Genomic DNA, 24,944 nt, shown 5'->3' with positions numbered 1-24,944 from the left:
TCCACCAATATGTTTATAGGTTTATTCGCTAAATGGCTTTGGTCGGATAGGCGACACCTGTTACCAAGTGCCGCCCTCCTAAGAACCGTACGTGCAACTTTCACTGCATACGGCTCAAGCCTCCGCTAAGGCGTGTTCTGTTACCCAGCACCCTATATCGCAGCCAAGACGGGTTCGAACCATGAGTTTCTACCTTCCTTTGCCCGCTTGCGCGTACCTAAGTAAGCTGCATATTCGGGGTCGTAAGGTGTCGCTGCACTCCTGATTTTCACATGTCTTTGTATTAGCGTTTGAGCTATTTGGACAAGGTTAAACCGACAATCCATGTTCGCTATTTTCTGCCAACCATGAAATTGCCACTGTCCCTTACCATCCAAATAATATTTACGCCTCACCCAGTCTTTACTTTTAGACGGATGACGCCTAACTGCCCAACGCCATAACAACCAGAAAAGTTGATGGCCTACATAACCGAAAACTTGCTTAGCAACACAATGGCGATAATAGTTCGCCCACCCCCTCAGTTTCGGATTCAGTATTTTGATTAAATCGTTAACGGGTATTGTTGGATGTTTTCTGATGAATTCACGTAAGTTGCTCAGAAATGACAGAACGTTGCTCTTGCTCGGTTTAATGAGCAGTTTGCCGTTGTACTTCCTGATATTGAATCCCAGAAAGTCAAAACCATCATTGATATGAGTAATGTGTGTTTTCTCATCAGAGAGTGTTAAGCCCCTTTCCTGTAGAAAGCCAATGAGTTGCGGCTTGATTTCATTAACTAGGACTTCTTGCGAAGAACCTGTGATGACAAAATCGTCTGCGTATCCGATAAAGTTGACTCTATTCCCTGTTTTACGGGCAATAGACTTAACCAACTGTTCTAACCCAGCCAGCGTGAGCAACATAAGCGTAGGCGATATGATCCCACCTTGTGGTGTTCCTTCAGCTGTTTTATAGAACAATCCTTTATCAATATAACCACATCCAAGCCATTGTTTCAGCATTCGTTTATCTAATTGAATGTTGTCGATAAGCCATTGATGACCAATCTTATCGAAACAGGCTTTGATGTCACCCTCAAGAACCCATTGGCTAGAGCGCTTCATACATAAACATTTGAAGCACTGTGCAATTGCATCTGCTGCGCTTCGATTAGGTCGAAAGCCATAGCTATTAAGGTCGGCTACCGTTTCCGAAATAGGCTCCAAAGCGAGAAGATGAAGCGCTTGCTGCGCTCTGTCTATCATGCAGGGAATGCCTAAAGGTCTGAGTTTGCCGTTTTTCTTGGGGATGTAGATACGCCTGAGCGGTTTGGCATGATAGCCTTTTCGACTCAGTTGATTGACCGCAGTCATACAACGAGCATCACTGTTCCAAATGATGCCGTCAATTCCTGGTGTTTTGCTGCCTTTATTTTGAGAAACTCTTTTAACAGCAAGCAATTTTGCTGATGTAGAGTGGGTGAGTATCCACTGCAACGCTTTCGCCTTGCCGTGTTTACCTTCTCGGGTTGCTTTTGCAATGCGCATTTGAAGCTTTAATACATGTTGCTTAACCACTCTCCAGTTAATGGATTGCCATTGAGCATTGTCAGGAGATGCACTAACTTCGTTTGAAGCCATCATTTGCGTTTATCCTTGAATAAAGTTCTTCAAATCATCTTGCAACGGGAGACCAGCTAGAAGTCAGCTCGCTTTCGCGCCAGATAAAATCAGTATCCGCATTATTACAATGCGGCATTCGCTTTTTCTAGCCTCCTTTACCTGCATTACTATCGGTAGCCTTCACAGGTCACTTTCCCCAAAGGGAGTGATACAGGCTTACCCTGTTCCGTATGTCGCGCAACGTCAGGTTAGATGCCCACTCTAGTGCGGAGAGTTATTTGATCACGAAAGAGCACTGCCCAATCTCTTTCCAACTCTCGTGCCTTTTTGGCCACAGCGTATTAACCACTTCCGCTGATTCACGTATAACGCACCTTATATGGATTCACTTATGTTCATCGTACTGACACCCTAGCACTTACCCGATTGTGGTTATCAGGAGGAACGTCCTCTCACGATTTTGTTCCCATTCGGTATAAAACCGAATTTCGTTACATTGTCAGACTCGCTGCTTTATTCAGAGTCTTAGGGGCATCTGGTGATACAGATGGTTCACTCTTATCGCGGTGAACAGCGCTTCATACGACCTCAGGTCGCACGGGCATAAACGTGTTATGCACCCTAACCAGCTTTTGGACAACTATTAGTTTCGCCATGCTATTTAACCAAGCCAAATCAAATTAGTTTTTTATTAGGAAGTGCAATTCCGTCCAGTTGCTAGACCAAGATAACACTGAAATTATCAGATGCACTGCTTGCCAATTCTGGCAGCATTCTGTCAATCACTTCCATACTGAGAACCGGAGTCCCTTCAAGATCCACCTCTACATATGACCAAAAGCCGTCACTACATAGCAACATGCACTGGGGTTCTGGATTGTCCAAAGAGTAAACCTTTAGACTCTCTCTTATAACACCAGGTTTAATCTTACAAGAAACCAAATGTCGAGCTTTCAAGTAACTGTCCCTGTCCAACACCCCGTCACGATGCAGTTTATAGTGAGGAACGTCATCCACTGTTTTCCAATCAACGCCTTTAGGAGTTAAGAACCCCAACCGACAATCTCCACAATGCGCAACTACCAAGCTATCGTTCAACTTCAATGCGGCAGTCATACAAAATGCAAAGCTGCCTCTCCGTTGCTCTAGGGACCTTACAGCATTGATGATTGCATCACCGAGGGTTGTTTCATCACTAATAATGCCCCCTGATAACTCACCTTTTAACCGCTCACAAAACTCACTAACGGCTGCTGCAGTGTTCTCATTGTGACCAATGCCATCGCAAACAACATAGAAGTGCCCACCTTGAACAGCCCAGTGATCTGCGTAATCGGCGTTTACTTGCTCACAACCTCCTACTTCACAAGCTAAAATGCTAGGGGTCAAAGAAGAAACTCCTTTGATGAAAGCTCATTAAAGCGCTCTTCAATCATTTCAAACCTTTCTTCCTCTTCGCCATTCAGAGCATTTCTTAACAAGTAGTCAAAATCAGAGTTAGCGATGAATTTGGACATTGCCTCTTGAACGAACTGCCTAAGTTCAATGGGAGATTCTTTTACTTCGTCAAGCAAAGCATCCCTGCCATTGACTAACACGACAATATCCTCAGCATCTTTGCTACTCAGCATATCCCTACCACGAGTAGCGAACGCCACAAGCTTTGTGGCCAATAGATGTTTAGCTTGGGCTATTTTTATTGCTAACCCGTCTGGCAGAGTGTATGTGACAGACTCTTGAAGCCCGACCTGAAACCAGGGGTTTGAAAAACCAAGAATGTCTTCTTTATCAGGCATCACATCAACTAAAATACCCTCACATTCGAATCGGCACATTGGTGCTTCTTCGCCTTTTTCGGGTATAGACGGTTTGAATCCTCGACTACGCAGCTGTTCTGCCAACACCTGATAACCATTATAACTCGACACTGAGACAATAAAGTCCACGTCCTTAGTACTACTGATATCAATGGGTTGAGCATCATCTAAGTGAAGGGACACCGTGGCGCCTCCAACAAACGCCACCTGCTCCAATAAGTCTTTACCCAAAGCATGAGCTATGGGCAGTATTAATGCTTCATGTTCTGTCATACATTACCTTTCAACTTGGCTAGGTAAGGCATTGCTTCCTCTTTCTCCCTAGCACTACCCACTCTAAAAATATCTAATAATGCCAATTGCTTATAGAGCCACGGATCAATCATAACTGCTTTTGGCACTGATTTGTAAATAGGGGCTATGGCGATCCCCTTAACAGTCCCTCGGGCGCAAGGCCAGACGGTAGGAAGCTCAGCTGAAGAGACGAATATATCCTTAAATGATGAAGCAGCACTAGCGGTTGGGATACCTCGGACAACTTTCCCACGCTCGACAAAAAAGCTAACTCCTGCACCGAAGCGGATATAGTCAATTAGTACGGTCTTATTGACTCGGACGCCTTTGGCCCCTCTTTTTATCAATAACCCTGCTTTACTCGCTCTTTTGATTGCTTGACTTACTTCACTGAGGGACATAAAAAGCTGTTGCGCCAACTTTCTATAATTCCAACTAGCTCGTTGTTCTTCCGACTCCCCTTCTAGGATGAACTGTTCAATCAATGCTAGATCTGCAGCTTCAAAGTCATCTGGTTCATCAGAAACGATAATCTCATCCTTTTCCCTGTCGTACACACTTATTGGTTCAAATATTACCCATGGAGCCTTCCTTGAGTTGTGACTTCTACTCTCTACAGATGAGCAACCAATTTCATAACTCAGAATTTTAAAAGTAACTAATAGATCTTGTGGTTTAAGCATAATCCTGCTCCGCTGTGTTTTCTGTTCGCGAACAGAAAACACATTCAAACAGAAGGTAAAGACTTTTGCAAGAAAATTGCGGTAACTAGACAGAATTGGCATGTTGGACCTGATGATCTAAAGCGTTTCTGTCAGATTAGGTAAAGTATGGAAAATGGAGAGTGAGTTGTCGACATGAAGTATCAACTCTAACTGACTTTGGGGCATAAACGTGTTGTGCCCCTTAACCAGCTTTTGGACAGAAATCAGTTTGTGCAAAAGGTCTAAAGGCAAATCGTAGCATTAAGTAATGTATGCTAATTAAAAAAGTTTACACTGCCCCAACATATCCCAAACTCTAAACTTGGCTAATTAATATGCAAGCAAACAGAGTGATCTACGGCTCAAAACTGAGCTTTATATTTTATTATTAGTGATTTACGCAATAAAGTAGTGTGGTTAAAAAATAATAATTCATAGAAATCAGGATGATATAACGATGAAGAATACAATCCGTTCAGCGGTGGTTTGTTCTGTTCTAATGTTAAATGGTTGCTCGAGCACACCAGAAAACTCTTCTTCAGATGACAACGTGAACCTGTCAGGTAACTATTACGGTTCCATTGTTTGGGATGGAGATAAATATAAACTGTTATCTACCCTTTATACACAGCGAGATACAGAGTATCAAATCAAAAGCTCTAACAATGAGTGGCGCTTTGATTTGTTAACTCTCGATCCTGGATTTAGGACAGAGCGTTGGGAATGTCAGAAGTCACCTAGCCATAACGGATGTGAACAGTGGGAAGATCAGGAAGATAAATTTATTCATGTAAGCTTCACTAGTTCCGATTATGGAGATACACCATCAGAGCAAGCTGCGAAGCGTTTAAAGGAAAAAAAAGAAGCTGAAGATGGAATTACAGCAAATGATGTTGTTGGAGTATTGCTTTCTCCATTTGCGGCTGTTGGAGCTGTGGCTGGTTTTGCTGCTGGGGCTGTAATAGTTGCTCCAATAATGGCTGTTGCTGCCGCTGCCAATCCGGAAGATACGTTCACTCGAAATAACTGGGTTGAATTTCATCATGGGGATTTCAATGGTGCTGTGGTGGTAGCTATTGAAAACTCGAAATACGAGAGTAAGGACATTTTATTGGCTCAAGTTGCGAGCTTAGATAAGCTACTTGTTACATTGAAAACAGAGAAAAAAAAGCAAATTCAGCAAGCGGAACAATTGAGATTGCAGAAAATGACGTCTTTGCAGAAGCTCTATGATTCTCCAATTGATGTACCTAAGTATGAAATCAAGAGTTTCGAACTATCTGATAGTTATCAGTTGCCGATAAATGCTGCTCAGCTATACAGCGACAATGCTTCAAAAATAGCTAATTTTTATGCAAATGAAAGAAATAGCATGGAAGGCTATTACGTTGATGTAGAAAAAGACGCTGTCGTACAGTACATGGCTCGTCAGAGAGCAGAATTTGACAACTTAGGCACAGAGCAAAGTCTAGTTGCATTCATCAATAAGTATCAAACTAATGATATGCTTTCGCTAGTTGCGACAGCAAAGGTTAAATTATCTAAGCAGCGCGCACAGGAGGAACAACAGCGTATAGCGCGCGAAAAGGTTCGCCGAGAGCAACAGCGTAAAGAGCTAGAAGATTTGGTTGCATGGCGAAACTCGGTTGAGCCTGGTGATGATACTTTTTGTGGTCCTATTATTGAAATCAAAGGTCCAATGGTACATATTGCCTTGAATGCTAAATTACCGGGTTATTCAAGTGATAGTTGGTTAAAGAAAAGCGAACTATTCCCAGCCTATAAAGGATGTATCAATCGGAATGGCAACCTATCTCCACAGTTCTAGTTGATACAAACGATGAAAAAAGCCTCAACAGATCCGCTATTGAGGCTTTTCTGAGGGCTAGTGTTGGTAGTTAATCAGCAACAAGTGTGATTAGTTCCGCTGGCGTGGTTGCCAGAGTTTCTCCATTGAGAGGTCAAATTTTTCAGCTAAATAATAAAGGGGCAAAAATCGTATAATACATCACCATCCTCGCATAGAATTTGATGCGAGGTTAATTATGATTTTCCAAGATAAGGATACAAAAATTCACTAACGTCTCTTGAAGCGACACCAATATCTACTTTTATGCCCTCTTTCTCTAGAGCATAAAGACCCTTTCCATTGTTCCTCTCATCAGGGTCTAGAATAGCAACTACAACTCTCTTTATTCCTGATTTAATGATTGCAGAAGAACATGCTGGAGTTCTTCCAGCAAATGAACATGGCTCAAGAGTTACATATGCAGTAACTTCTTCCATAGATCCATCATAAGCACTAATAGCTTCAATCTCAGCATGGTTGCCACCAATTTTTTGTGTGCATCCTTCAGCAATGACTTGCCCGCCTAGCACGAGAACGCAACCTACAGGAGGGTTTGGTTGTAAGCGGTCAATTAAGCGGTGGAGCCCGATATCATCAAGCTTTTAGATCGGCATGCCAAGGTAATAAATCACTTAAATCAGCAAATTTATCCCGTTGTGGCAGTTCCGTGAAAAGTTTTTGGAAGTAAAAGTACGGGTTAATATCGTTGGCACGGCAAGTCATCACCAAGCTATAAAGTGCAGCACTGGCTTTTGCACCATTTACCGATTGGCAGAACATCCAGTTTTTCCGCCCCGTCGTAAACGGCCTGATATCGCGTTCAGTGACATTATTATCAATGCCTAATTCACCTGATTCAAGGTAACGCCTCAGTTTTTCCCACTGATTCAATGTGTACTTGATTGCTACCCCAATTTTACTTTTGGGCAGGACTGTTTTCTCGCTTTTTTCTAACCATTCATGCAACGATGTTAAGATTGGCTCAGCCTTTTCCTGCCGGAGTGATTTTCGCTTATCGGGCGGTAATGTTTTTGCCCGCTTTTCTATTGCATACAGTTTTTGAATATAATTGATACCGACTGTTGCTTTGCCGGTTTTCTTCGGTTGCACCGCTAAGGCATCGTGGAATTTGCGTCTGGCGTGTGCCCAGCACCCGACTGGCATTATTCCTTCTATATTGTCGTAAACACTGTAACCATCACATTGTAAATATCCGGCATAATCTGCTAGAAATGCTTCTGGGCAACTGCGTGCACGACTCGGTTGATAATCATAAATAACAACAGGGTTATCGCTAAATTCATTGCTGCGATAGACCCACATATAGGATTTAGTTGCTGCTTTTCTATCTGGTTCATCCAATACTTGCACCGTTGTTTCATCTGCGCACAGCGTTGATTGAGCGAGTAGATTAGCTTTCATCGCAGCAATTAACGGCCTAACTAATTCGGCACTGGCTATGCACCAATTGGCCAGTGTAGCGCGGCTAATATTTAAACCGCCACGGGCAAATATGTCGGTTAACCGATAAAGCGGTAGGGCATCACAGTATTTGGCGGTCACCACAGCCGCAAGCGCTTCAGGGCTGGCGATACTCTGGGGGATCGGCTGTGCAGGCTTAGGCGCGGTAATGACAGAGGTACTGGTTGATGTTGTTTCACATTCACGGCAAGCATACTTGGTTTGCCTGTGCTTAATGACGCTGATCTTCTCTGGAATAATGTTGACTTGTTCGCTTTCTTGCACACCGCATTCACGCATCACATGACCACAGCAATCGCACATAGGGCTGTCAAGAGTATAAGATCTTTCTTCACGTTCAAGGTGCTCAGGTAATCGTTTTCGACCCGTTTTACCTTGTTGTTTATTTTCATTTTTATTTGTGGATTGATCCTGCTCAGCTTCATTGAATGTGCCTTTCGGCATTTTCTCACTGCGTTGACCAAACTGCTTATTGCGGTTGAGTTGCAATTGTTCCAAAGCGATATTAAGGCGGTTTTCCAAGTCTTTATTTTTAGCATTGAGCACCTGATTTTCATGCTGCAACATTGCCAGCATTTTTTTTAGTTGTTCAATATTATCAGGCTGTTCAGTTGTCATTAATTAGCGTTCAAGACCAATAGATAGCGCTAGTTTGCCTGCTGTATTTGATCATGCAACCGCTATTTAGCGATCCAGTGATGATCACCTCACTGTCAGGCCATTTAAGGGTTTATGCCCATGGGATACTTCTAACGATAAGCCTGATAGTAACCAATTTAGCTGATGCTGGTTGATTGTCAGCGCGTCTTGTTCGTCGTTAGCGCCAGGCCACTTAAAGCGACCTTTTTCTAGCCGCCGATAGTAAAGCCAAAAACCATTAGTATCCCAAAATAAAATCTTAATTTTGTCCCGGTGGCGATTACAAAAAATAAACCAGGCTTGATTCAACGGATCCATTTCCAATACATCACTGACGATTAAAGATAAGCCATCAATGGCTTTACGCATGTCGGTATGGCCGGTAACAAGATAGATCTGCTTATGTGGTGTCATGCTGATAGCACGCGTAAAAATTGTTGTAATTTGCTTGGCGCTAATGAGGCTGGAAAAGAAAACAGATAGCCGTTGGGCAATGCCAGCGTGAGTGGCTGGTCAGGTTTAATTTCAGGAAAAATCAGCGGCACCACTTTTTGCTTAGTTGATGACGAATGCGGGTTAAGTTTTTTAGTCCACGCATAAAATGTAGATAGGGTTAAGTCATTGGTTTTACAAAATTCAGCTTTGGTTAATTTACTTTCAGTTTGCTGCTGAAAAATGCGTTGCCAGTATTGTATTTTATCGTTTTTTGACATGATTGTTTTCCTAGATTTAGTTAGGAAATAATCATGTCACATTTGAAGGTTATTGGTATGTGCGGTTAATTGAGCGCTTACGTTTGGTTGGCATTCAGGCAAAGCAGCCTGAGATATCTTCAATGCTCTAAGCATAAATACCTTGTCTAGAGCCATCTAAAATATCCTTTTAAACTTTTGGCATACATTAACAAATCCATGGCAAAAGTGGTGTAATAAAGATGAGTTCACAAACGAAGCTAACAAGGAATGGGGCATAAATGAGATACATATCTTGCTTGCAACAGTCCAAACTCAACTCTGAACTTGAGGCCGTTGAAGAAAATGACGTGAGCTAGCCATGGATGGCGAGCTAGCTTTAGAGGGGAAGGGACGCCCCATCTGAAGCGTTAGCATTTTCGAATAAGGCTGAGGCAGTTACCCAATAAAGTTAAAAGCTGGATCAATCCCCATGGCGACCTTTTCGCTGTTTGAAAATGTTGCGGGGCGGCTGGGAGTTCCAAGAGGGAACAGCCGTTGGTTTCCTCTTGGTCTGGTGTGGGTGAAGCGCCACGACGTTAGTGGCCGCAGGCCATAAAGTACAAAAAGTACAAAGCAAAATAAACACCTGGATTCCGGCTCAAAAGCATTGCCGGAATGACGCAGTATTTAACCCGTGCAGGGTGGAACCTTGCGATGTTAATCTGGTGTGGGCGAAGCGTCACGATGTTAGTGGCCGCAGGCCATATTGTTAACTCACAGTAGCTCAAATTTTTGTAAGAACTTAGTTCTAATTCTTCTGTTTAGATATAATTTTTTGTTTATCATGAAGTTTAATAATAAACCAAACTGAGTTAGTACTATTGAAGCCATGAATCAAATCGCTGATCATTTGCGCTTCAAAAATGAGATTAACTTTTACTTACCAGCTCTATCTTAAACTCACTCCCTACCCCTGGTTGGCTGTCTATTTCAATTCGGCATTTCAATAATCCCAATAACTGCCTGACGATGGCGAGTCCGACGCCGAGTTGTGGCAGACTTTGATTCGCTTCAAACGACAATGTGGTCATCGATAATTGTTTCAGGGCGTCAACTTCATGCTGGTGCATGCCAGCGCCTGTGTCGCGCACGGTTAACCATTGTTGGCCGTTGTGGAGCGCATTGATGATTTGTATCTTGCCGCCTGCGGGAGTGTAACGCAGGGCGTTATCGACCAAGTTGTTGAGTATGCGGCGCATCAGTGCAGGGTCGGTATAGATTTGGCTGGCATGGTTGATGTCAAAATCTAACTGAACCCCGAGTTTTTTCGCTCGTGGGGTAAAGGTTTGTTCAATATCGCAAAGCAGTTCACTTAAGTTGACTTGTTGCAGTTGCGCATCGATTTGGCCATTTTCGAGGGCGGCTAATTCTAACAGTTGAGCCAGTAGCTGCTGTAAGGTTTGGCCTGAGTTTGCCGCGTATTGGATCAGTGCTTGGTCACGTTCGTTTTCGGGCAATATTAACCAAGTATCGATATAGCCTAATAGTGCAGTAAGCGGGGTTTTTAAGTCATGTGACAAATGCAGTAAAAAGTCGTGTTTGGCCTGTTGTTGGCGTTTAACTTGCTGTTGTTGCAATTGGATTTCTTGCAATAAATGATTGATATGATGGCTCAGCAGGCTTATTTCTAAGCTGCCACGATAGCGCTGGGGGAGTATCAGTTTGTCTGACATCGGGGTGTTTTTAAGTTCTGTTAAGTCTTGAGCGAGTTTTTGGATTGGGCGGGTAAAATAGCGCAGTAAAATTACAAATAGCACTAAAGCAAAAATGATCCAAAATCCAATAGTGGCGCCCCAGATTTTAGGTTGGTTTTCGGCATTTATGAGTGTTTGCCAACTGTCATAATCTTCACCGCCAATGATGACATACAAATAACCACTGTGCAGTCCATCTTCGGTGATGAGTTTACTGGCGGAAAAAATCTTGTGGGTATCTTCGCTGCGCGGATCTGTGCCAAGTACTGGCAGGTTGTCGCCATTTAAAAACTGTTGAATGATTGCAGTATCGACCCGGTGAATTTTAATTTTTTCTTCTTTGGCGTCATAGGCTATCACTTTGCCATCTGGGTCTAAGGTGTAAATTTCAAAGCTTGGACCTAACAGCATAAAATCATGAAAGGCTTCTTTAAGCGCGGCGTCTGACGTTATCCCTTGTGATAGTAAAGGGTTGATGTGTGCCATGTGTTCAGCAAGTTGTAGATGCAGTGATTGCTGAATTTGGTTACGGTTAAATTCATGGTTAAGTTGCAACCATTGCCATAACGCTACAAACAGTAATAACACTATTATCGTTGATGCTAAAAACAATCGATTAAATAAACGATTCATTAGTGGGCTTGCACCTCTGGTGGTGAAAATTTGTAGCCTACGCCCCACACTGTTTTGACGAGATCATGTTCAGGTGAGCACACAGAAAGCTTATTGCGTAAGCGATTAATATGGCTGTTTACTGTGTGCTCATAGCCGTCGTAGTGATAACCCCATACCGCTTCTAACAATTGCATGCGGCTAAAGACTTGTTGCGGGTGTTTGGCTAAAAAAAGCAGTAAATCAAACTCGCGGGCGGTGAGGGTTAATGCTTTATTAAACGCGGTGACTTCACGGGTACTGGCGTTAATGGTTACACTGTTAAATTCAATTTGTTGGGTTTGTTCATGTTGGGCTTTACCGCGTCTTAATAGTGCTTTTACCCGTGCCCGCAGCTCTAATACGCTAAAGGGTTTGACCAGGTAATCATCTGCTCCTGCTTCAAGGCCCAGTACCACATCTGCTTCTGAATCTTTGGCGGTTAATAGCATCAACGGGACTTCCTTACCGGCTTGGCGTAGTTGCTCACACAATATAATGCCATCACCATCGGGGAGCATGCGATCCATTAAAATGAGGTCGAGTTTTTTATGTTCGATAATGTGCATGGCTTGCTTCAAGGTGGTGGCGTGATCGACGCTGTAGTTGAGTGTTTTGAGGTTAAGTATGATTAACTTAGCCAAGTCTTGTTCGTCTTCTACTAACAAAATATGTTGCGGACAAACATGGCCATTATGTTTCGCGGTTCCATTCATGGTGACTTCCTCAAAGCAAATCCATTAATTGCATTAATACTTAGACCCGCTTTGAGGAGAATAAATTTCAATGTGGTTGAAATTCATTCAGTCGATACGACCGATTAAGATTATTCAGTACGCATAATGGTGACGGCTAATACCGGGTTATCAAAACGATGCGATGCCCCCAGTACTGAATCGGCTAAGCCATCGTACATTGAAATAACACCAGGATGAATATGGACAAAGTCGACATCATCACGGCTGGCGTTAAAACCTTCGCCGCCATCAGCAGGACCTGGCATAGTGCCTTTGGCTTCGCTGTTGGCTTCAGTGCCAGCATCATAAGCCATAAACTTCATCGCGGTTGTTGCATCCACTTCCATACCGGCAATGGTGTAATTATTAATACCGGTAAAGGCATCGTTAGTGTTAACCAACATGGTGGCCAAACTAATGCTCGCTACGTCGGCTTCATCTAAAGTCAGCGTTTCTGACATGCCAGGCATTAATAAACCGGTGCCGTTAACGCTGCTTTCGATCACGCTTAGTGCAGCTATGTCGGCAGTATCACCAGCTTCAGCCATTTTCTCGAGTGCTTCGCTAGCCATTTCACCGGCGTTCCATAACATGGCATCACTAGCATGAGAGGCCAGAATAACCGGCGACATTGGTTGGTTAGCCGTCAGGTTAGTCACGGTCACAGTGAAGGTTTGCATCACTGGAGCTGGCGGGGTGACAACAACAGTATCATCATCGTCATCACCACAGGCAGTAAGCAGTGTTGCAGCAGCCAGCATGGCGATTAAGCTGGGCTTAAGTGTAAAGTCAGTGCGTTTCATGGGCTACCTCCTTATTTTACTGTCACCACAACTTTGGCTACAGGGTTCAACCAGCGATGAACGCGACTGTCTAGGTCACTCATACCGCCAGCAGGGTCCATGTCACCTAAAATGCCAGGGTGAGTATGCACATTGATGTTGTCAGAATTGTCCATCACGCCAGTGCCATTGGCTCCACCGTCACCACTAGGTGCCGCAGGAATACCCGGTACGCCTGACATGCCGCCGCCATTAATGATTTCATCATTGGCTTCTGTGCCCGCATCATAAGCATTGACATACATAGTGTACGTACCCGCTTCGGTAGGGATTTCCCAAGCATCTAAGCCCATAAAGGCATCGTTAGTGGGCAACACCATGGCTACGATAGATAAATGGGTGTTGTCGCCAGTATCAAGCATTACGTCACTGACATTGGCGCCAGCAGCAAGCAAACCCATTGCCGGGTTAGCTGATGTCACACCTGCATTACCGGTTACAGCAGCATCTAAGTCGCCAATATCACCGCCTTCAGCCATTTTTTGTAATGCTGCAGAGGCTTGGGTACCGACTTGAAACAAATGGCTGTCAGCGTCGTGGGCTGCAATTAACAGTGGGGTGAAGTGATTTCCGTGAGTTAAGTTTGTCACGCTAACTTCAATGTCAGCAGCGAACGTGGGTAGGCTGAATAATCCAGCAGCCATAAGACTTGCAGTCACTAGTGTACGTTTCATAACCGAGCTCCTTTGTTTAATTGCAACCAGTATGAACAAAGGATCTCACCTACTTATCGCCAAATTATCACAAAAGGTTAACATCGTTAACTTACCGATAATGACGTGTGATATGGTGTGCTAAAACCAACAATAGCTCATATCCACTAATGTTAAGCGTGGCGTTAACAGCTGAAGAAAATAGGTTAACAATGATTAGACAACTGACTGCCGCCGACTTTGATGCAGTGATAGCCTTGGGGGAAATAGTTCACGGCAGTGGTTATATGGATATCGCTGAACTGACAGCTATTTATCACAAAGGCATTAAAAATGGCATTAATGCCAATTTTGTCGCGCTTGAAAATGAGCAACTTATCGGCTTTCGGTTAACCTATGCTGCAGGACAATGGCCGCAAGACCAATGGTGTTCGGTGGATAAGTGGGGTGTTGATTTTGACGATGTGTGTTATTTCAAATCAAACACTATTGCTGAATCTGGCCGAGGCCAAGGGCTTGGTGGTAAATTATTAGCGGCGTCTAAAGCGGCAGTTATTGCTCAGGGTGCTAAGGCTGGCGTGAGCCATTTATGGCAGCAAAGCCCTAACAATGCCGCGGTACGCTATTTTACTAAGGCGGGCGGGCAGTTAATTGCGCAACACCCACAGCGCTGGCATCAACGTTATATGGGCGAAGATTATATCTGTGTATTGTGTGGTGAAGATTGCCACTGTGTTGCCTGTGAAATGCTACTGGTTTTTTAACGACATTCTAGGGTCTGTTGATCTTTGCTGGTTGAATTTTGTTCGAGATAAAAACGTTTTAATCGAGGCGAGTGGATTGCTGCCTAGCAATCTAAGCTACTTTTACTTAACGAAGAGTGACTCAACAAAGAGTAAAATGTTTTTAGCCGAACCCTACGGGCAGCGTTTGTTGGTCATTTTTACTGCGTTATCGACTTTTTGTGTAGAATAACTACACCACAAAGTCTCTGCCTTGTACAAATGAACAACAATTCGCTGCAAAACCAACCTTGAAAGATCAACAGACCCTAATAATCAATAATAACAAGAAGATGAATATGTACGATCCGCTGATTAACACCCATCCCAACAATCAAACGTTTGCTCCTAGCTATTGGGCGAGCACCCAAGCATTACCCGCACCAACAGCTGCATTGTCTGGCCGCCAACAAACCGATGTGGCTATTGTCGGCGGTGGCTACACCGGCTTGTTAACCGCATACTATTTAGCCACCGAGTTTAATATTGATTGTCAGGTGTTAGAGGCTAATCAGGTGGGGTTTGGTGCTAGCGCTCGCAATGCCGGTTTTGTGTTAAAAGGTTCGGGTCGTTTAGGTTATGCGGCCATGACTCAGCGCTGGGACTTAGCCACCACCAAAGGTATTTTTGATGAATTCACCCAAGCGGTCGCCCGAGTTGATGGGTTAATCAAACAACATAATATCGCCTGTGAGCCTCAAGAAACGGGATATTTAAAAGTGGCGCATAATCCCAAGGCGCTGGTGTCACTGCAAAACGCCGCTAACTATATTCAACAACATTTAGCCGACAGCCAAGACTCAGGTGCTGAATTTATCTCAAGCCAAGACTTTCGGGCGCAGTATTTAGATCATCATCAAGCCTATGGTGCTCTGCGCTTAAAAGATGGCTTTGGCTTAAATCCGCTTAAATTACTACTGGGTTATAAGTCGATGGTACAAAACCAAGGCGTGACGATTTCTGAGCAATCGTGTGTAGTAGATTGGATTGAGGAGGGCGGCAAGCACCGTTTAATCACCGATAAAGGCGAGCTGACTGCCAACAAGGTGATTATGGCGGGTAACGCTTATACCCCCAAACGTTTTAATCAAGGTGTAGACGATAAGTTTTTACCGATATTAAGCAATGTCATTGTAACTGAACCATTGAGTGAGCAAGAAAGCGTGGCAGCCGGTTTGCATACTCATCAGGTGACCATGGATACCCGCATTTTAAAATACTATTACCGATTATTACCCGACAACCGCTTGTTGTTTGGTGGTCGCGGCGCGGTATGGGGTAAAGATGCAGATAAGCCTATTTACGCTGAGCGCTTAAAGATGGCGTTAAATAAGTGTTTCCCCAGCTTAACGAGTAAAGCGATTGCCTATAACTGGACCGGATGGATTGCTGCGGCAATGGATGATATGCCTCATGTGTACAGCAAAGGGGGCGTGGGTTATAGCTTAGGATATTGCGGTGCTGGAGTGTCTTTTAGTAGCCAAGCGGCGTTTCGTTTAGCGCAAAGTATTGCCGGTGAAACCTTACCTAACCTGCCTTTATATCAACAACCGCTACCCCAATTTCCCTTTACCCAAGCAAGGCGCCTTGGGCAATGGGGTTACTATCATTATGGTTGGTTAAAAGACCGCTTTGGTTAACCGACCACTTCTTAGTTAACCGACCACTTCTTAGTTAACCGACTACTTTTTAGTTAACCGACTACTTCGCCAGTGCTGATCCTAGTTTCGTCTAATGGCTCAATTTTAAAATTAAAATAGGCATAAGAGGCACTGATAAGAGGACAGACTAAGTTAAAGAAGGCGTACGGCAGGTAAGCTATTGTAGCGACGCCAAGCGTACTGGCCATAAAGGCACCACAGGTATTCCACGGAACCAGTGGACTAGTCACTGTGGCTGAGTCTTCTAAGGTGCGGCTTAAATTAACCGCCGCCAACTTACGGCGAGTGTACTCTACTTTTAGCATTCTACCGGGCAGCACGATGGCAATATATTGATCGGCAGTAATAATATTAGCGCCAATACATACCCCAAGGGTGGTAATGATCAAGCTGGTGGTCCCTGTCACCACGGTAAGAATACTTTCTAAAATACGGTTTAATAACCCAGTGACTTCCATCACGCCGCCAAAGGCCATTGCACAAAGAATTAGCCACACAGTGGTCACCATGCTGCTCATGCCGCCGCGGCTTAATAAATTATCTAATACTTCATCACCGGTATTGGCCACATAACCGTCAAACATGGCAATCCATAAGCCTTTTACCAACGCCACCATCGGCAATAGGGTGTCGTCATGGACAAAATCAATGACGTTATCAAACTGAAATAATGCCGCGCAAACTGCGCCAGCCAAGGTGCCTAGTATTACCGTTGGGAATGCTGGCATTCTGCGGTTAGCTAAGTACAACACCACTAACAACGGGATCAGCAAATGTATTCCTGGATTGTAGGTCTTATCCAATAAAGCCAAAGTATCTACGAGTTGATTTTCAATGGGCGCAGCGTCTGCGGTAAGACCTAAAAAGATAAATCCAATGAGGGCAATAATAATGCTCGGTACCGTGGTCCAGGTCATGTGGCGGATATGGCTAAAAATATCAGTGCCCGCGACTGCGGGTGCAAGGTTGGTGGTATCAGACATTGGCGACATTTTGTCACCAAAATAAGCGCCACTGATGATAGCGCCCGCGGTGATATTGACGTCTAACCCCATGGCAGAGGAAATACCCACTAAGGCAATACCCAATGTACCGGCCACCGTCCAAGAGCTACCAATACTAAGTGCGACAACGGCGCATAATAAGCAGCAAGCAGCATAAAAATAGTCTGGGTTAAGAATTTGCATACCGTAATAAATCATCGTCGGCACTGTACCGGCTAAAATCCACGTACCAATCAGTGAACCCACACTAAATAAAATTAATAATGCGCCAGTGGCAACCCCAATACTTTTGACGATACCGCGTTCCATTTGGTTCCAGCTATAACCATTTTTATAACCGATAATCATCGCAATACACGCCGCTAACACTAATGCGATTTGGTTCGCGCCAGATGAGCTGTCTGACGAAAATAGATAAACCGCCGCTGCAAGCATAATAATAAGGGAAAAAACGGGGATAAGAGCATCAAGCAAGCTGGGTTGCTTGTGCTCGGGAGGAGACGGGTTAGATGGCGCCGCTTGAGACATATTACTTCCTTTGTTGTTATTATTTTTGACCAATATCTCATTCGTGTGAGCTGGCTAAGTGTTATTGTAATAAATTAGCAACTTATTTGTAACAAGGTTATATCCTGACATAAAAACCCGCCACAAGTCGAAGATTATTAGGCTTAAGTAATATTTTTTTGCCAGAGATATTGTTGCCATTATTGAGCGATGTGCTTGGTTAATTACTTTATGTGGCTAAATATGCTAATTGGCTGCTAGGGTTTGCATAAGTATTTGAGTTTGTTGTCTGGTGATACTAACATCTACTTTTATCTTTACTGCATTTTTTGATGTTATTTCTGTGATTATCTCAACAGAAAAAATCATTATCGACTGACATTTGTTGGCCTATTGGGTCACTCAAGCTCCTTTCTATCACCATCCCCTTGTTACAATACCATCATCAAGTTGAGACTAAGTCTGCTAGTTTTTCCATACTGTCATTTAAGTTATATCGTTGAAAAGTTATTGATGATGAGGGTTTATGACACCTGCTATAGCGTTACCCGCTTTTTAAGCCTATAGGCAAATGAATAAAAACAAAGTAAGCATGATAGTTGACCGCCAAGATCGCAAAAAAATAGACCGCACAGGCCCGTTGCCAACGGATTGGTAGAAAAGATATATCAAGGTCAAATGCTTGATCTTGATGTGTATGATTATAGACAAGAGATAAGAGACAAGGTAATAAAACTAGGCTTGAAGGCGATGGGCTTGATTATCTTTTTGGCTAAAGAATTCCTGAGAATTGAACATAGGATTATTCAGATTAAAACTGATGCTCGCGAGATCCTTGATGTTTTAGGTCTATACCAAGGTTTATAACAGCAAGGCTCCCGCAGAGTGCTTACTTTGGCGTGGTATTATTTAAGTGTTTTACAATAGCGTTTTCCGCATCTGACTTATCAGCTTTATCTTTGCTTGGGGTAATATGAGCCATAGCATTATGGCCGGTCATATCTTCTGCGATATGTAACCAATCAGGATGCCAATAGAAAGAGGTACCTGATACCGTGTTCCAATTATGAACCCCTGACTTTTCACCTTCATAAATCAGGTCGCTGGTAGAGTATTTCATTTTATCCTCCAAAAATAATCAATTTTTACATCATGTTAGTCTCAACCATCATATTTGATCGCAGTGACTATTGATTATAGGATGCGCCATGGATGAAGGTATTTTTGTGATGCGTATCACAAAATAATTGATTATTGAATACTAATGAAGCATCTATAATTATAACGGCACGTTATTTGGTATCAGACAAAACTCAATCAGTTTACGCGTTGGCGTTAATGGAATCGATTGCCGCTTCTCTTATCCCTGTTGAGATTAATAAGCCTTGATTTGAAAGTATTCACCACTTTGTATTGATGACTCATTTATGGGACATGCAATAAAAAACCCTGCGTTGTTCACAGGGCTGATTTGGGGTATTGCAGATGAGCGCTTATCAGTTTATGCGTTTTCACGTGCGATTGCGCGATAGGCAATATCGGTGCGAAAGTACACATCATCCCAATGGATGGTATCGACTAACGCATAAGCCGCTTGTTGCGCTTCTGTCACTGTGTTTCCTAATGCGGTGGCACATAAAACGCGGCCACCGTTAGTGACAACATGGCCATCTTTGATGCGAGTACCAGCATGGAATACTTTAGCGTGAGTATCGCCAAGGGTTAACCCGTCAATCACATCGCCTTTGTTATAAGCGTCAGGATAACCACCGGCTGCCATGACGACACCAACTGCAGCGCGAGGGTCAAACTCTGCGGTGACTTGGTCTAATTCACCACGGGTCGCGGCTAAGCAAAGCTCAACAATATCAGACTGTAAACGCATCATGATCGGTTGGGTTTCTGGGTCACCAAAGCGGCAGTTATATTCAAGTACTTTAGCGCTACCATCAGGCGAAATCATCAGCCCAGCGTATAAGAAACCGGTGTAAACGTTACCTTCTGCTGCCATACCGTCTATCGTTGGGCGGATAACATTGGCGATAGTCCAATCGTGAACGGCTTGGGTGACGACAGGCGCGGGAGAGTATGCGCCCATTCCGCCAGTATTCGGGCCTTGGTCAGCATTATCGCGGGCTTTATGGTCTTGGCTGGTGGCCATAGCAAGAATGTTTTTGCCGTCTACCATGACGATAAAACTGGCTTCTTCGCCGGATAAAAACTCTTCAATCACTACGCGTGAACCGGCATCACCAAACTTATTGCCCGCAAGCATATCGTCAATGGCTTCATTGGCTTGGGTTTGGTCAGCTGCGATGATCACCCCTTTACCAGCCGCTAAACCGTCGGCTTTAATGACGATAGGAAAACCGGTTTTAGTCGTGAGTTCAGTAACGTAAGCTTTTGCTGGCGCAATATCAGTGAAGTTTGAATACGCTGCCGTTGGAATATGATGACGAGCTAAAAAATCTTTAGTGAACGCTTTTGAAGATTCAAGCTGCGCCGCGCCTTTTGTTGGACCAAAAATAGCTAAACCAGCCGCATTAAAGGCATCGACTACGCCTAACGCTAATGGCACTTCAGGGCCGACAATCGTAATCGCAATGGCATTGTCTTTGGCAAATGCAACCAATTCGTCAATTTGCTCAACATCAATGGCAAGGTTTTCTAATTTGGGTTCTAAGGCTGTGCCGGCATTACCTGGAGCAACAAATACAGTGTCAACTTGTGCTGATTGGGCTGCTTTCCACGCCAACGCATGTTCACGTCCGCCGCCGCCAATAACAAGTACTCTCATTTTTAATCCTTTTATCGCTGCGTTATTGTGTCAATTTCTGCTTCAAGCATGCTCACCTATACTGATAAGCTGCATGTGCTTTCATTGAACCAGAAAAAATGGCTATGCTCTCATTCGTTTAACACAAAATGTAAACAGTATCGCTTGTCATATCGTTGGCAAACATCATTTAGCTAAAAGCACGATAGAAAAGCGATACCCATATTTGATATCAGAGTTTATTAATGACGGAAGTGACGCATGCCAGTCAATACCATCGCCATACCATGCTCGTCGGCAGCAGCGATGATTTCTTCATCACGAATTGAGCCACCTGGTTGGATGATACAGCTAATACCTGCAGCCGCGGCTGCATCGATACCATCACGGAAGGGGAAGAAGGCATCAGATGCCATTACTGAATTTTCAACCACTAGGCCTTCATCTGCGGCTTTAATACCCGCTATTTTGGCTGAGTAAACGCGGCTCATTTGGCCTGCGCCCACACCTATGGTCATACCGTCTTTGGCGTAAACAATGGCGTTAGATTTAACAAACTTGGCCACTTTCCAGCAGAACATTAAGTCTTTTAGTTCGCTTGCAGTCGGTTGACGCTTAGACACCACTTTAACGTCGGCTAAGTTCACCATGCCTTGGTCGCGGTCTTGCACTAACAATCCACCGTTAACGCGCTTGTAGTCTAAGCTGGTTGTCTTAGTATTCCACTGGCCACATTCAAGTAATCGCACATTAGCTTTAGCGGCAATGATGTCGCGCGCGGCTTGGCTCACTTTAGGGGCGATGATCACTTCAACAAACTGACGGTCAACAATGGCTTGCGCTGTGTCTGCGTCTAATTCTTGGTTAAAGGCGATGATGCCACCAAACGCTGAGGTTGGGTCGGTTTTAAATGCACGATTATAGGCTTCTAACAGGTTAGCACCTAATGCTACACCACAAGGGTTAGCATGTTTAACGATAACGCACGCAGGGCCTTCAAACTCTTTTACGCATTCAAGGGCAGAATCTGTGTCAGCAATATTATTGTAAGACAGTGCCTTGCCTTGTAACTGAATTGCGCTAGCAACAGAGGCTTCATCTATATTGGTGTTTACATAAAAAGCTGCTTTCTGGTGACTATTTTCACCGTAGCGTAAGTCTTGCTTCTTAACAAACTGAGAATTAAACGTGCGTGGAAACGTTGAATCATCATGGCATTCATCGGTGCTGTGTGCGGGAACCATAGTGCCGAAGTAATTGGCTATCATACCGTCATAAGCGGCGGTGTGTTCAAAGGCGGCAATGGCTAAGTCAAAACGCGTTGCTAATGTTGTGCTGCCATTGTTAGCTTGCATTTCAGTGATCACACGGGGGTAATCTTTGGCATTGACCACTATGGTGGTGTCTTTGTGGTTTTTAGCGGTTGAGCGAACCATTGTTGGGCCGCCAATGTCGATGTTTTCGACCGCGTCCGCTAAGGTGCAACCTGGCTTATCAACGGTTTCTGCGAATGGGTATAAGTTAACCACAACTAAATCAATAGGCTTAATAGCGTTTTGTTCCATGACGATTTCGTCAATGCCGCGACGGGCTAAAATGCCGCCGTGAATTTTTGGGTGCAGTGTTTTAACACGACCATCCATAATTTCTGGGTGACCTGTGTAGTCAGAAACTTCAATGACCGGAATGTTATTGGCCGCAAGTAATTTTGCAGTACCACCCGTAGACAGGAGTTCAACACCTTGTGCATGCAGCGCTTGTGCAAACTCAAGGATCCCAGTTTTATCTGATACGCTTAATAGCGCGCGACGAATTGGTCTGACATTATTCATTTAGGTACAGGGTCCACTAGTTTGATTTAAAGGATCTTTCGTAAAATAGAATCATCAAAAAGTCTGCTTTACCAAAGTCCCTCACCGTGAATTCTTATTGTGGTTACACCTTCTAGGTTATCTGTATCGTGATCAGGCGGGCGTATTTTATCGTAAAGAGCTTCTATTAGGTGTTTTTTCTGTGTAATTTCACAATATTGAAATAAGAACAAAGATACGTAAGAATAATCATTCAAAAACCCTTGACCTTGGATTAAACTCTAAGGTTTATACTTACGTTAATTATGCAATCAATGGTTGAACATATTATGTATCGAATAGGCGAACTTTCTGCCTTGTATGACATTAAGGCTGACACATTACGGTTTTACGAAAAGCACGGTTTGCTGTCGCCATCAAGCCGGTCTGATGCTGGATATCGATTGTATAACCATAGCGATTCCGAGCAACTTAAATTTATTTTACGAGCCAAAGCCGTCGGTTTTTCGCTCAATGACATTGCAGAATTATTGTCTATCGAAGTCGATAAAACCAACCGCGCTTGTGCTGATGTTAAAGGCTTAGTGGATACCAAGCTTGAGCAAGTGGAAGCCAAATTAGCCGAGTTACAGCATTTTGCAACCTCACTAAAAAGTTTATCAAATACTTGCTGTGGTGGCCATGATAGTGCCGAACATTGCTCAATACTCGAAGCGTTAGAGTCCTCTGATAAAGACATTATTGCTGAAAAAGAACATCATCACTTTGCCCAATCAGGTCGTAAGGATTAACAATGTTATTGACCAATTTTATCCACTTATTTTTAGAATCAGCGCCTTGGTTGTTACTTGGTTTGGTGCTTGCTGGGTTGTTAAAGGTATTTGTGCCAATGGCATGGATGCAAAAGCAACTTGGTGGACACGGGATTAAAACCGTTGTAAAAGCAGCATTATTAGGTGCGCCTTTACCTTTGTGTTCGTGTGGCGTCATTCCCGCAGCGGTGGGTTTGCGTCGTTCTGGCGCTTCAAAAGCCGCGACCACCTCTTTTTTAGTGTCAACCCCAGAAACCGGGGTTGATTCGATAACCGTATCTTATGTGCTACTTGGGCCTTTTATGGCCATTGTGCGACCTATTGCAGCCATTACCAGTGCAATTGTGGCCGGTTTATTAGTGGGTCGTGATGACGATGATGGTATTGCCGCGTCAGCTTCATCTAACGGAACAGCATCCAATGATTCACCTGCTAGTGCCAAGCCTGTTTCGTCATGCTGTGGATCTAAATCACCAACTACATCTGAATCAACATCACCATCTAAAACAACCACTAGCACAATGCAAAATGCCAGTGTAAAAATGACTGCGATTAAATCCGAAGCAGTTATGCCAAAGTCGCTCTTGACTCCAATGGCGCCAGCTCGTCCACTTGCTGGCAATGTGACAGGAGCAAAGCAAAGTAGTTGTTGCGGTAGTAAAGCCGCTGACCAGGCCGCAGAACCTAAACCTGCTGGAACGTGTTGCAGCACTAAACAAAAAGCTGAACCGAGTGTTGAAACTATTAAATCAAGCTGTTGCAGTAGTAAAACCGTGTCACAAGTTGACACTGCACCAGCAAGCAGTTGTTGCGCATCAACAGCAAGCCAACCACCTAGCGAAAGCGCCGATGAAGCCAGCTGCTGCGCATCGACTCAAGACATAGCAACGCAGTTGAAGCAAAATAGCGTGTTCAGTCGAGTCTTGTCTGGGCTGCATTATGCGGCCACCGATTTAGTCAGAGACACTACCTTGTGGTTACTGGTGGGATTATTTTTTGCGGCGCTAGTACAGACTTACGTGCCTGCTGACTTTTTAGTTAAATGGGGCGATGGTATTTTAGCCATGCTAGTGATGGTATTAGTGTCGATCCCAATGTATATCTGCGCCACCGCCTCAACACCTATTGCTGCTGGTCTACTATTAGCTGGGGTGTCTCCAGGTGCCGTATTGGTGTTTATGATGGCAGGGCCGGCAACTAATATTGCGACCTTAGGTGTGGTAACCAAGGAGTTAGGTAAACGGGCATTATTTGGCTATTTAGGCGGGGTGATTGGCGTCTCTTTGGTATTTGGAGTACTCGTTAATTATCTTGTTGCCACCTTTGGCTTTGAAGTTATGCCGCAAATTGGTGAAGAACACGCTTTATTACCAGAAGGTGTTGTCGCTGTGGCTGGGATTGTACTTGCGGTGTTAATGGCAAAAGTGTTGTGGGATAAGATCCCTAAAGGCAATAAAGAGAAAAGCTGTTGTTCATAATCAGTTAATCTCAATCGGTTTGCCAACATGAGTTAACCAAAATCAGAAAGCCAGTGATAACGTCACTGGCTTTTTTAGTGAGCGAACCTTAACCTAACAATGTGGGGGGAATTGAATCTCGACGATTTAACAGCGCTCAGGTAGTGGCTAATGACTACGATGCGACCATGCTACGAAGGGGGGAGGGATTTATTCTATTCCATTTGGGCAAGATAGTATCGAGACCTATAGTTTCCATACTTATGACATCAACAAATCTGTTTGGCAGTTTAAAGTGGCAGTGAAGTACAAGTGTTAATGTCGGTGAAATAAGCTACTAACATAAGCTACTAACAAAAATACCGAGCCATTGGTTCGGTATTTTTATGTTGCTGATAATATTTGTACATGAAGCTTTTTATAAGCAAATAGGG

At 43.9% G+C, this 24,944-nt stretch carries 21 protein-coding genes; 5 read left to right on the top strand and 16 right to left on the bottom strand.

Annotated elements, in window-relative coordinates:
- Positions 1–152 precede the first annotated feature (152 nt).
- The 4 genes from ltrA to EGC80_RS01880 all read right to left on the bottom strand — a co-directional run bounded on the left by ltrA (position 153) and on the right by EGC80_RS01880 (position 4,398).
- The gene (gene ltrA / locus EGC80_RS01895; protein WP_124012858.1) at positions 153–1,625 is read right to left on the bottom strand and encodes a group II intron reverse transcriptase/maturase; all 1,473 of its coding nucleotides are present in this window, start codon (positions 1,623–1,625) and stop codon (positions 153–155) included.
- Positions 1,626–2,321: 696 nt separating this feature from the next.
- Positions 2,322–2,993 carry a PP2C family protein-serine/threonine phosphatase gene (locus EGC80_RS01890; protein ID WP_124014325.1) on the bottom strand — a complete coding sequence of 224 codons (672 nt, stop codon included), beginning with the start codon at positions 2,991–2,993 and terminating at the stop codon, positions 2,322–2,324.
- The gene (locus EGC80_RS01885) at positions 2,990–3,694 is read right to left on the bottom strand and encodes a hypothetical protein (protein WP_124014326.1); all 705 of its coding nucleotides are present in this window, start codon (positions 3,692–3,694) and stop codon (positions 2,990–2,992) included. Before EGC80_RS01885 ends, EGC80_RS01890 begins: the two co-directional genes overlap by 4 nt.
- A complete protein-coding gene (locus EGC80_RS01880) occupies positions 3,691–4,398 on the bottom strand; it encodes a hypothetical protein (RefSeq protein WP_124014327.1) in 708 nt (235 codons plus the stop codon). The genes EGC80_RS01885 and EGC80_RS01880 overlap by 4 nt, the downstream gene beginning before the upstream one ends.
- 478 nt (positions 4,399–4,876) lie before the next feature.
- Here EGC80_RS01880 and EGC80_RS01875 point away from each other — a divergent pair, with 478 nt between their 5' ends.
- Positions 4,877–6,247, top strand: a complete 1,371-nt coding sequence (locus EGC80_RS01875; protein WP_124014328.1) for a hypothetical protein — start codon at positions 4,877–4,879, stop codon at positions 6,245–6,247.
- 215 nt (positions 6,248–6,462) lie between these two features.
- On the opposite strand, the gene EGC80_RS01870 is transcribed toward EGC80_RS01875, so the two are convergent.
- The 8 genes from EGC80_RS01870 to EGC80_RS01830 form a co-directional block, all read right to left on the bottom strand.
- A complete protein-coding gene (locus EGC80_RS01870) occupies positions 6,463–6,840 on the bottom strand; it encodes a bifunctional diaminohydroxyphosphoribosylaminopyrimidine deaminase/5-amino-6-(5-phosphoribosylamino)uracil reductase RibD (protein ID WP_267898639.1) in 378 nt (125 codons plus the stop codon).
- A gap of 22 nt (positions 6,841–6,862) precedes the next feature.
- Entirely contained in the window at positions 6,863–8,368 is a 1,506-nt protein-coding gene (gene tnpC, locus EGC80_RS01865; RefSeq protein ID WP_124011563.1) for an IS66 family transposase, read from the bottom strand.
- Positions 8,369–8,452: 84 nt separating this feature from the next.
- Positions 8,453–8,803 carry an IS66 family insertion sequence element accessory protein TnpB gene (gene tnpB, locus EGC80_RS01860; protein ID WP_124011564.1) on the bottom strand — a complete coding sequence of 117 codons (351 nt, stop codon included), beginning with the start codon at positions 8,801–8,803 and terminating at the stop codon, positions 8,453–8,455.
- Complete coding sequence (gene tnpA, locus EGC80_RS01855; protein ID WP_124011565.1) at positions 8,800–9,102, bottom strand: IS66 family insertion sequence element accessory protein TnpA; 303 nt, start codon at positions 9,100–9,102, stop codon at positions 8,800–8,802. The genes tnpB and tnpA overlap by 4 nt, the downstream gene beginning before the upstream one ends.
- An 890-nt stretch (positions 9,103–9,992) precedes the next feature.
- Positions 9,993–11,450, bottom strand: coding sequence for a sensor histidine kinase (locus EGC80_RS01845; RefSeq protein ID WP_124014237.1), 1,458 nt, complete (start codon positions 11,448–11,450; stop codon positions 9,993–9,995).
- Entirely contained in the window at positions 11,450–12,184 is a 735-nt protein-coding gene (locus EGC80_RS01840) for a response regulator transcription factor (RefSeq protein ID WP_124014238.1), read from the bottom strand. Before EGC80_RS01840 ends, EGC80_RS01845 begins: the two co-directional genes overlap by 1 nt.
- Before the next feature lie 110 nt (positions 12,185–12,294).
- Entirely contained in the window at positions 12,295–13,008 is a 714-nt protein-coding gene (locus EGC80_RS01835; RefSeq protein ID WP_124014239.1) for a spondin domain-containing protein, read from the bottom strand.
- Between the two features lie 11 nt (positions 13,009–13,019).
- On the bottom strand, positions 13,020–13,721 hold the full coding sequence (locus tag EGC80_RS01830; protein WP_124014240.1) for a spondin domain-containing protein: 702 nt from the start codon (positions 13,719–13,721) through the stop codon (positions 13,020–13,022).
- A gap of 191 nt (positions 13,722–13,912) precedes the next feature.
- Here EGC80_RS01830 and EGC80_RS01825 point away from each other — a divergent pair, with 191 nt between their 5' ends.
- Together EGC80_RS01825 and EGC80_RS01820 are read left to right on the top strand one after the other, a co-directional pair.
- Positions 13,913–14,464, top strand: a complete 552-nt coding sequence (locus tag EGC80_RS01825) for a GNAT family N-acetyltransferase (protein ID WP_124014241.1) — start codon at positions 13,913–13,915, stop codon at positions 14,462–14,464.
- Between the two features lie 317 nt (positions 14,465–14,781).
- Positions 14,782–16,122: an NAD(P)/FAD-dependent oxidoreductase gene (locus tag EGC80_RS01820; RefSeq protein ID WP_124014242.1), complete on the top strand. Its 1,341-nt coding sequence runs from the start codon at positions 14,782–14,784 to the stop codon at positions 16,120–16,122.
- Between the two features lie 53 nt (positions 16,123–16,175).
- On the opposite strand, the gene nhaC is transcribed toward EGC80_RS01820, so the two are convergent.
- The 4 genes from nhaC to purH form a co-directional block, all read right to left on the bottom strand.
- Positions 16,176–17,675, bottom strand: a complete 1,500-nt coding sequence (nhaC, locus tag EGC80_RS01815) for a Na+/H+ antiporter NhaC (protein ID WP_101032939.1) — start codon at positions 17,673–17,675, stop codon at positions 16,176–16,178.
- Between the two features lie 868 nt (positions 17,676–18,543).
- Positions 18,544–18,774 (bottom strand): hypothetical protein, encoded by a 231-nt coding sequence (locus EGC80_RS01810; protein ID WP_124014243.1) that lies wholly within the window; start codon positions 18,772–18,774, stop codon positions 18,544–18,546.
- 381 nt (positions 18,775–19,155) lie between these two features.
- A complete protein-coding gene (gene purD, locus EGC80_RS01805; RefSeq protein ID WP_101032937.1) occupies positions 19,156–20,451 on the bottom strand; it encodes a phosphoribosylamine--glycine ligase in 1,296 nt (431 codons plus the stop codon).
- Between the two features lie 221 nt (positions 20,452–20,672).
- Positions 20,673–22,262 carry a bifunctional phosphoribosylaminoimidazolecarboxamide formyltransferase/IMP cyclohydrolase gene (gene purH / locus EGC80_RS01800; protein ID WP_124014244.1) on the bottom strand — a complete coding sequence of 530 codons (1,590 nt, stop codon included), beginning with the start codon at positions 22,260–22,262 and terminating at the stop codon, positions 20,673–20,675.
- Positions 22,263–22,570: 308 nt separating this feature from the next.
- Here purH and zntR point away from each other — a divergent pair, with 308 nt between their 5' ends.
- Together zntR and EGC80_RS01790 are read left to right on the top strand one after the other, a co-directional pair.
- Positions 22,571–23,032, top strand: a complete 462-nt coding sequence (gene zntR / locus EGC80_RS01795) for a Zn(2+)-responsive transcriptional regulator (protein WP_101034756.1) — start codon at positions 22,571–22,573, stop codon at positions 23,030–23,032.
- Between the two features lie 2 nt (positions 23,033–23,034).
- Positions 23,035–24,531, top strand: a complete 1,497-nt coding sequence (locus tag EGC80_RS01790; protein ID WP_124014245.1) for an SO_0444 family Cu/Zn efflux transporter — start codon at positions 23,035–23,037, stop codon at positions 24,529–24,531.
- Positions 24,532–24,944 lie beyond the last annotated feature (413 nt).

Source organism: Shewanella psychromarinicola, assembly GCF_003855155.1.
GTDB classification, from domain to species: domain Bacteria; phylum Pseudomonadota; class Gammaproteobacteria; order Enterobacterales; family Shewanellaceae; genus Shewanella; species Shewanella psychromarinicola.
The sequence above is the reverse complement of the archived record's forward strand: the minus strand, read 5'-3'. Positions and strand labels throughout refer to the sequence as shown.

Coding starts and splice junctions, on each gene's coding strand:
- ltrA (WP_124012858.1), bottom strand. CDS start 1,625: ATGATGGCTTCAAACGAAGTTAGTGCATCTCCTGACAATGCTCAATGG.
- EGC80_RS01885 (WP_124014326.1), bottom strand. CDS start 3,694: ATGACAGAACATGAAGCATTAATACTGCCCATAGCTCATGCTTTGGGT.
- EGC80_RS01880 (WP_124014327.1), bottom strand. CDS start 4,398: ATGCTTAAACCACAAGATCTATTAGTTACTTTTAAAATTCTGAGTTAT.
- EGC80_RS01875 (WP_124014328.1), top strand. CDS start 4,877: ATGAAGAATACAATCCGTTCAGCGGTGGTTTGTTCTGTTCTAATGTTA.
- tnpC (WP_124011563.1), bottom strand. CDS start 8,368: ATGACAACTGAACAGCCTGATAATATTGAACAACTAAAAAAAATGCTG.
- tnpB (WP_124011564.1), bottom strand. CDS start 8,803: ATGACACCACATAAGCAGATCTATCTTGTTACCGGCCATACCGACATG.
- tnpA (WP_124011565.1), bottom strand. CDS start 9,102: ATGTCAAAAAACGATAAAATACAATACTGGCAACGCATTTTTCAGCAG.
- EGC80_RS01845 (WP_124014237.1), bottom strand. CDS start 11,450: ATGAATCGTTTATTTAATCGATTGTTTTTAGCATCAACGATAATAGTG.
- EGC80_RS01840 (WP_124014238.1), bottom strand. CDS start 12,184: ATGAATGGAACCGCGAAACATAATGGCCATGTTTGTCCGCAACATATT.
- EGC80_RS01835 (WP_124014239.1), bottom strand. CDS start 13,008: ATGAAACGCACTGACTTTACACTTAAGCCCAGCTTAATCGCCATGCTG.
- EGC80_RS01830 (WP_124014240.1), bottom strand. CDS start 13,721: ATGAAACGTACACTAGTGACTGCAAGTCTTATGGCTGCTGGATTATTC.
- EGC80_RS01825 (WP_124014241.1), top strand. CDS start 13,913: ATGATTAGACAACTGACTGCCGCCGACTTTGATGCAGTGATAGCCTTG.
- EGC80_RS01820 (WP_124014242.1), top strand. CDS start 14,782: ATGTACGATCCGCTGATTAACACCCATCCCAACAATCAAACGTTTGCT.
- nhaC (WP_101032939.1), bottom strand. CDS start 17,675: ATGTCTCAAGCGGCGCCATCTAACCCGTCTCCTCCCGAGCACAAGCAA.
- EGC80_RS01810 (WP_124014243.1), bottom strand. CDS start 18,774: ATGAAATACTCTACCAGCGACCTGATTTATGAAGGTGAAAAGTCAGGG.
- purD (WP_101032937.1), bottom strand. CDS start 20,451: ATGAGAGTACTTGTTATTGGCGGCGGCGGACGTGAACATGCGTTGGCG.
- purH (WP_124014244.1), bottom strand. CDS start 22,262: ATGAATAATGTCAGACCAATTCGTCGCGCGCTATTAAGCGTATCAGAT.
- zntR (WP_101034756.1), top strand. CDS start 22,571: ATGTATCGAATAGGCGAACTTTCTGCCTTGTATGACATTAAGGCTGAC.
- EGC80_RS01790 (WP_124014245.1), top strand. CDS start 23,035: ATGTTATTGACCAATTTTATCCACTTATTTTTAGAATCAGCGCCTTGG.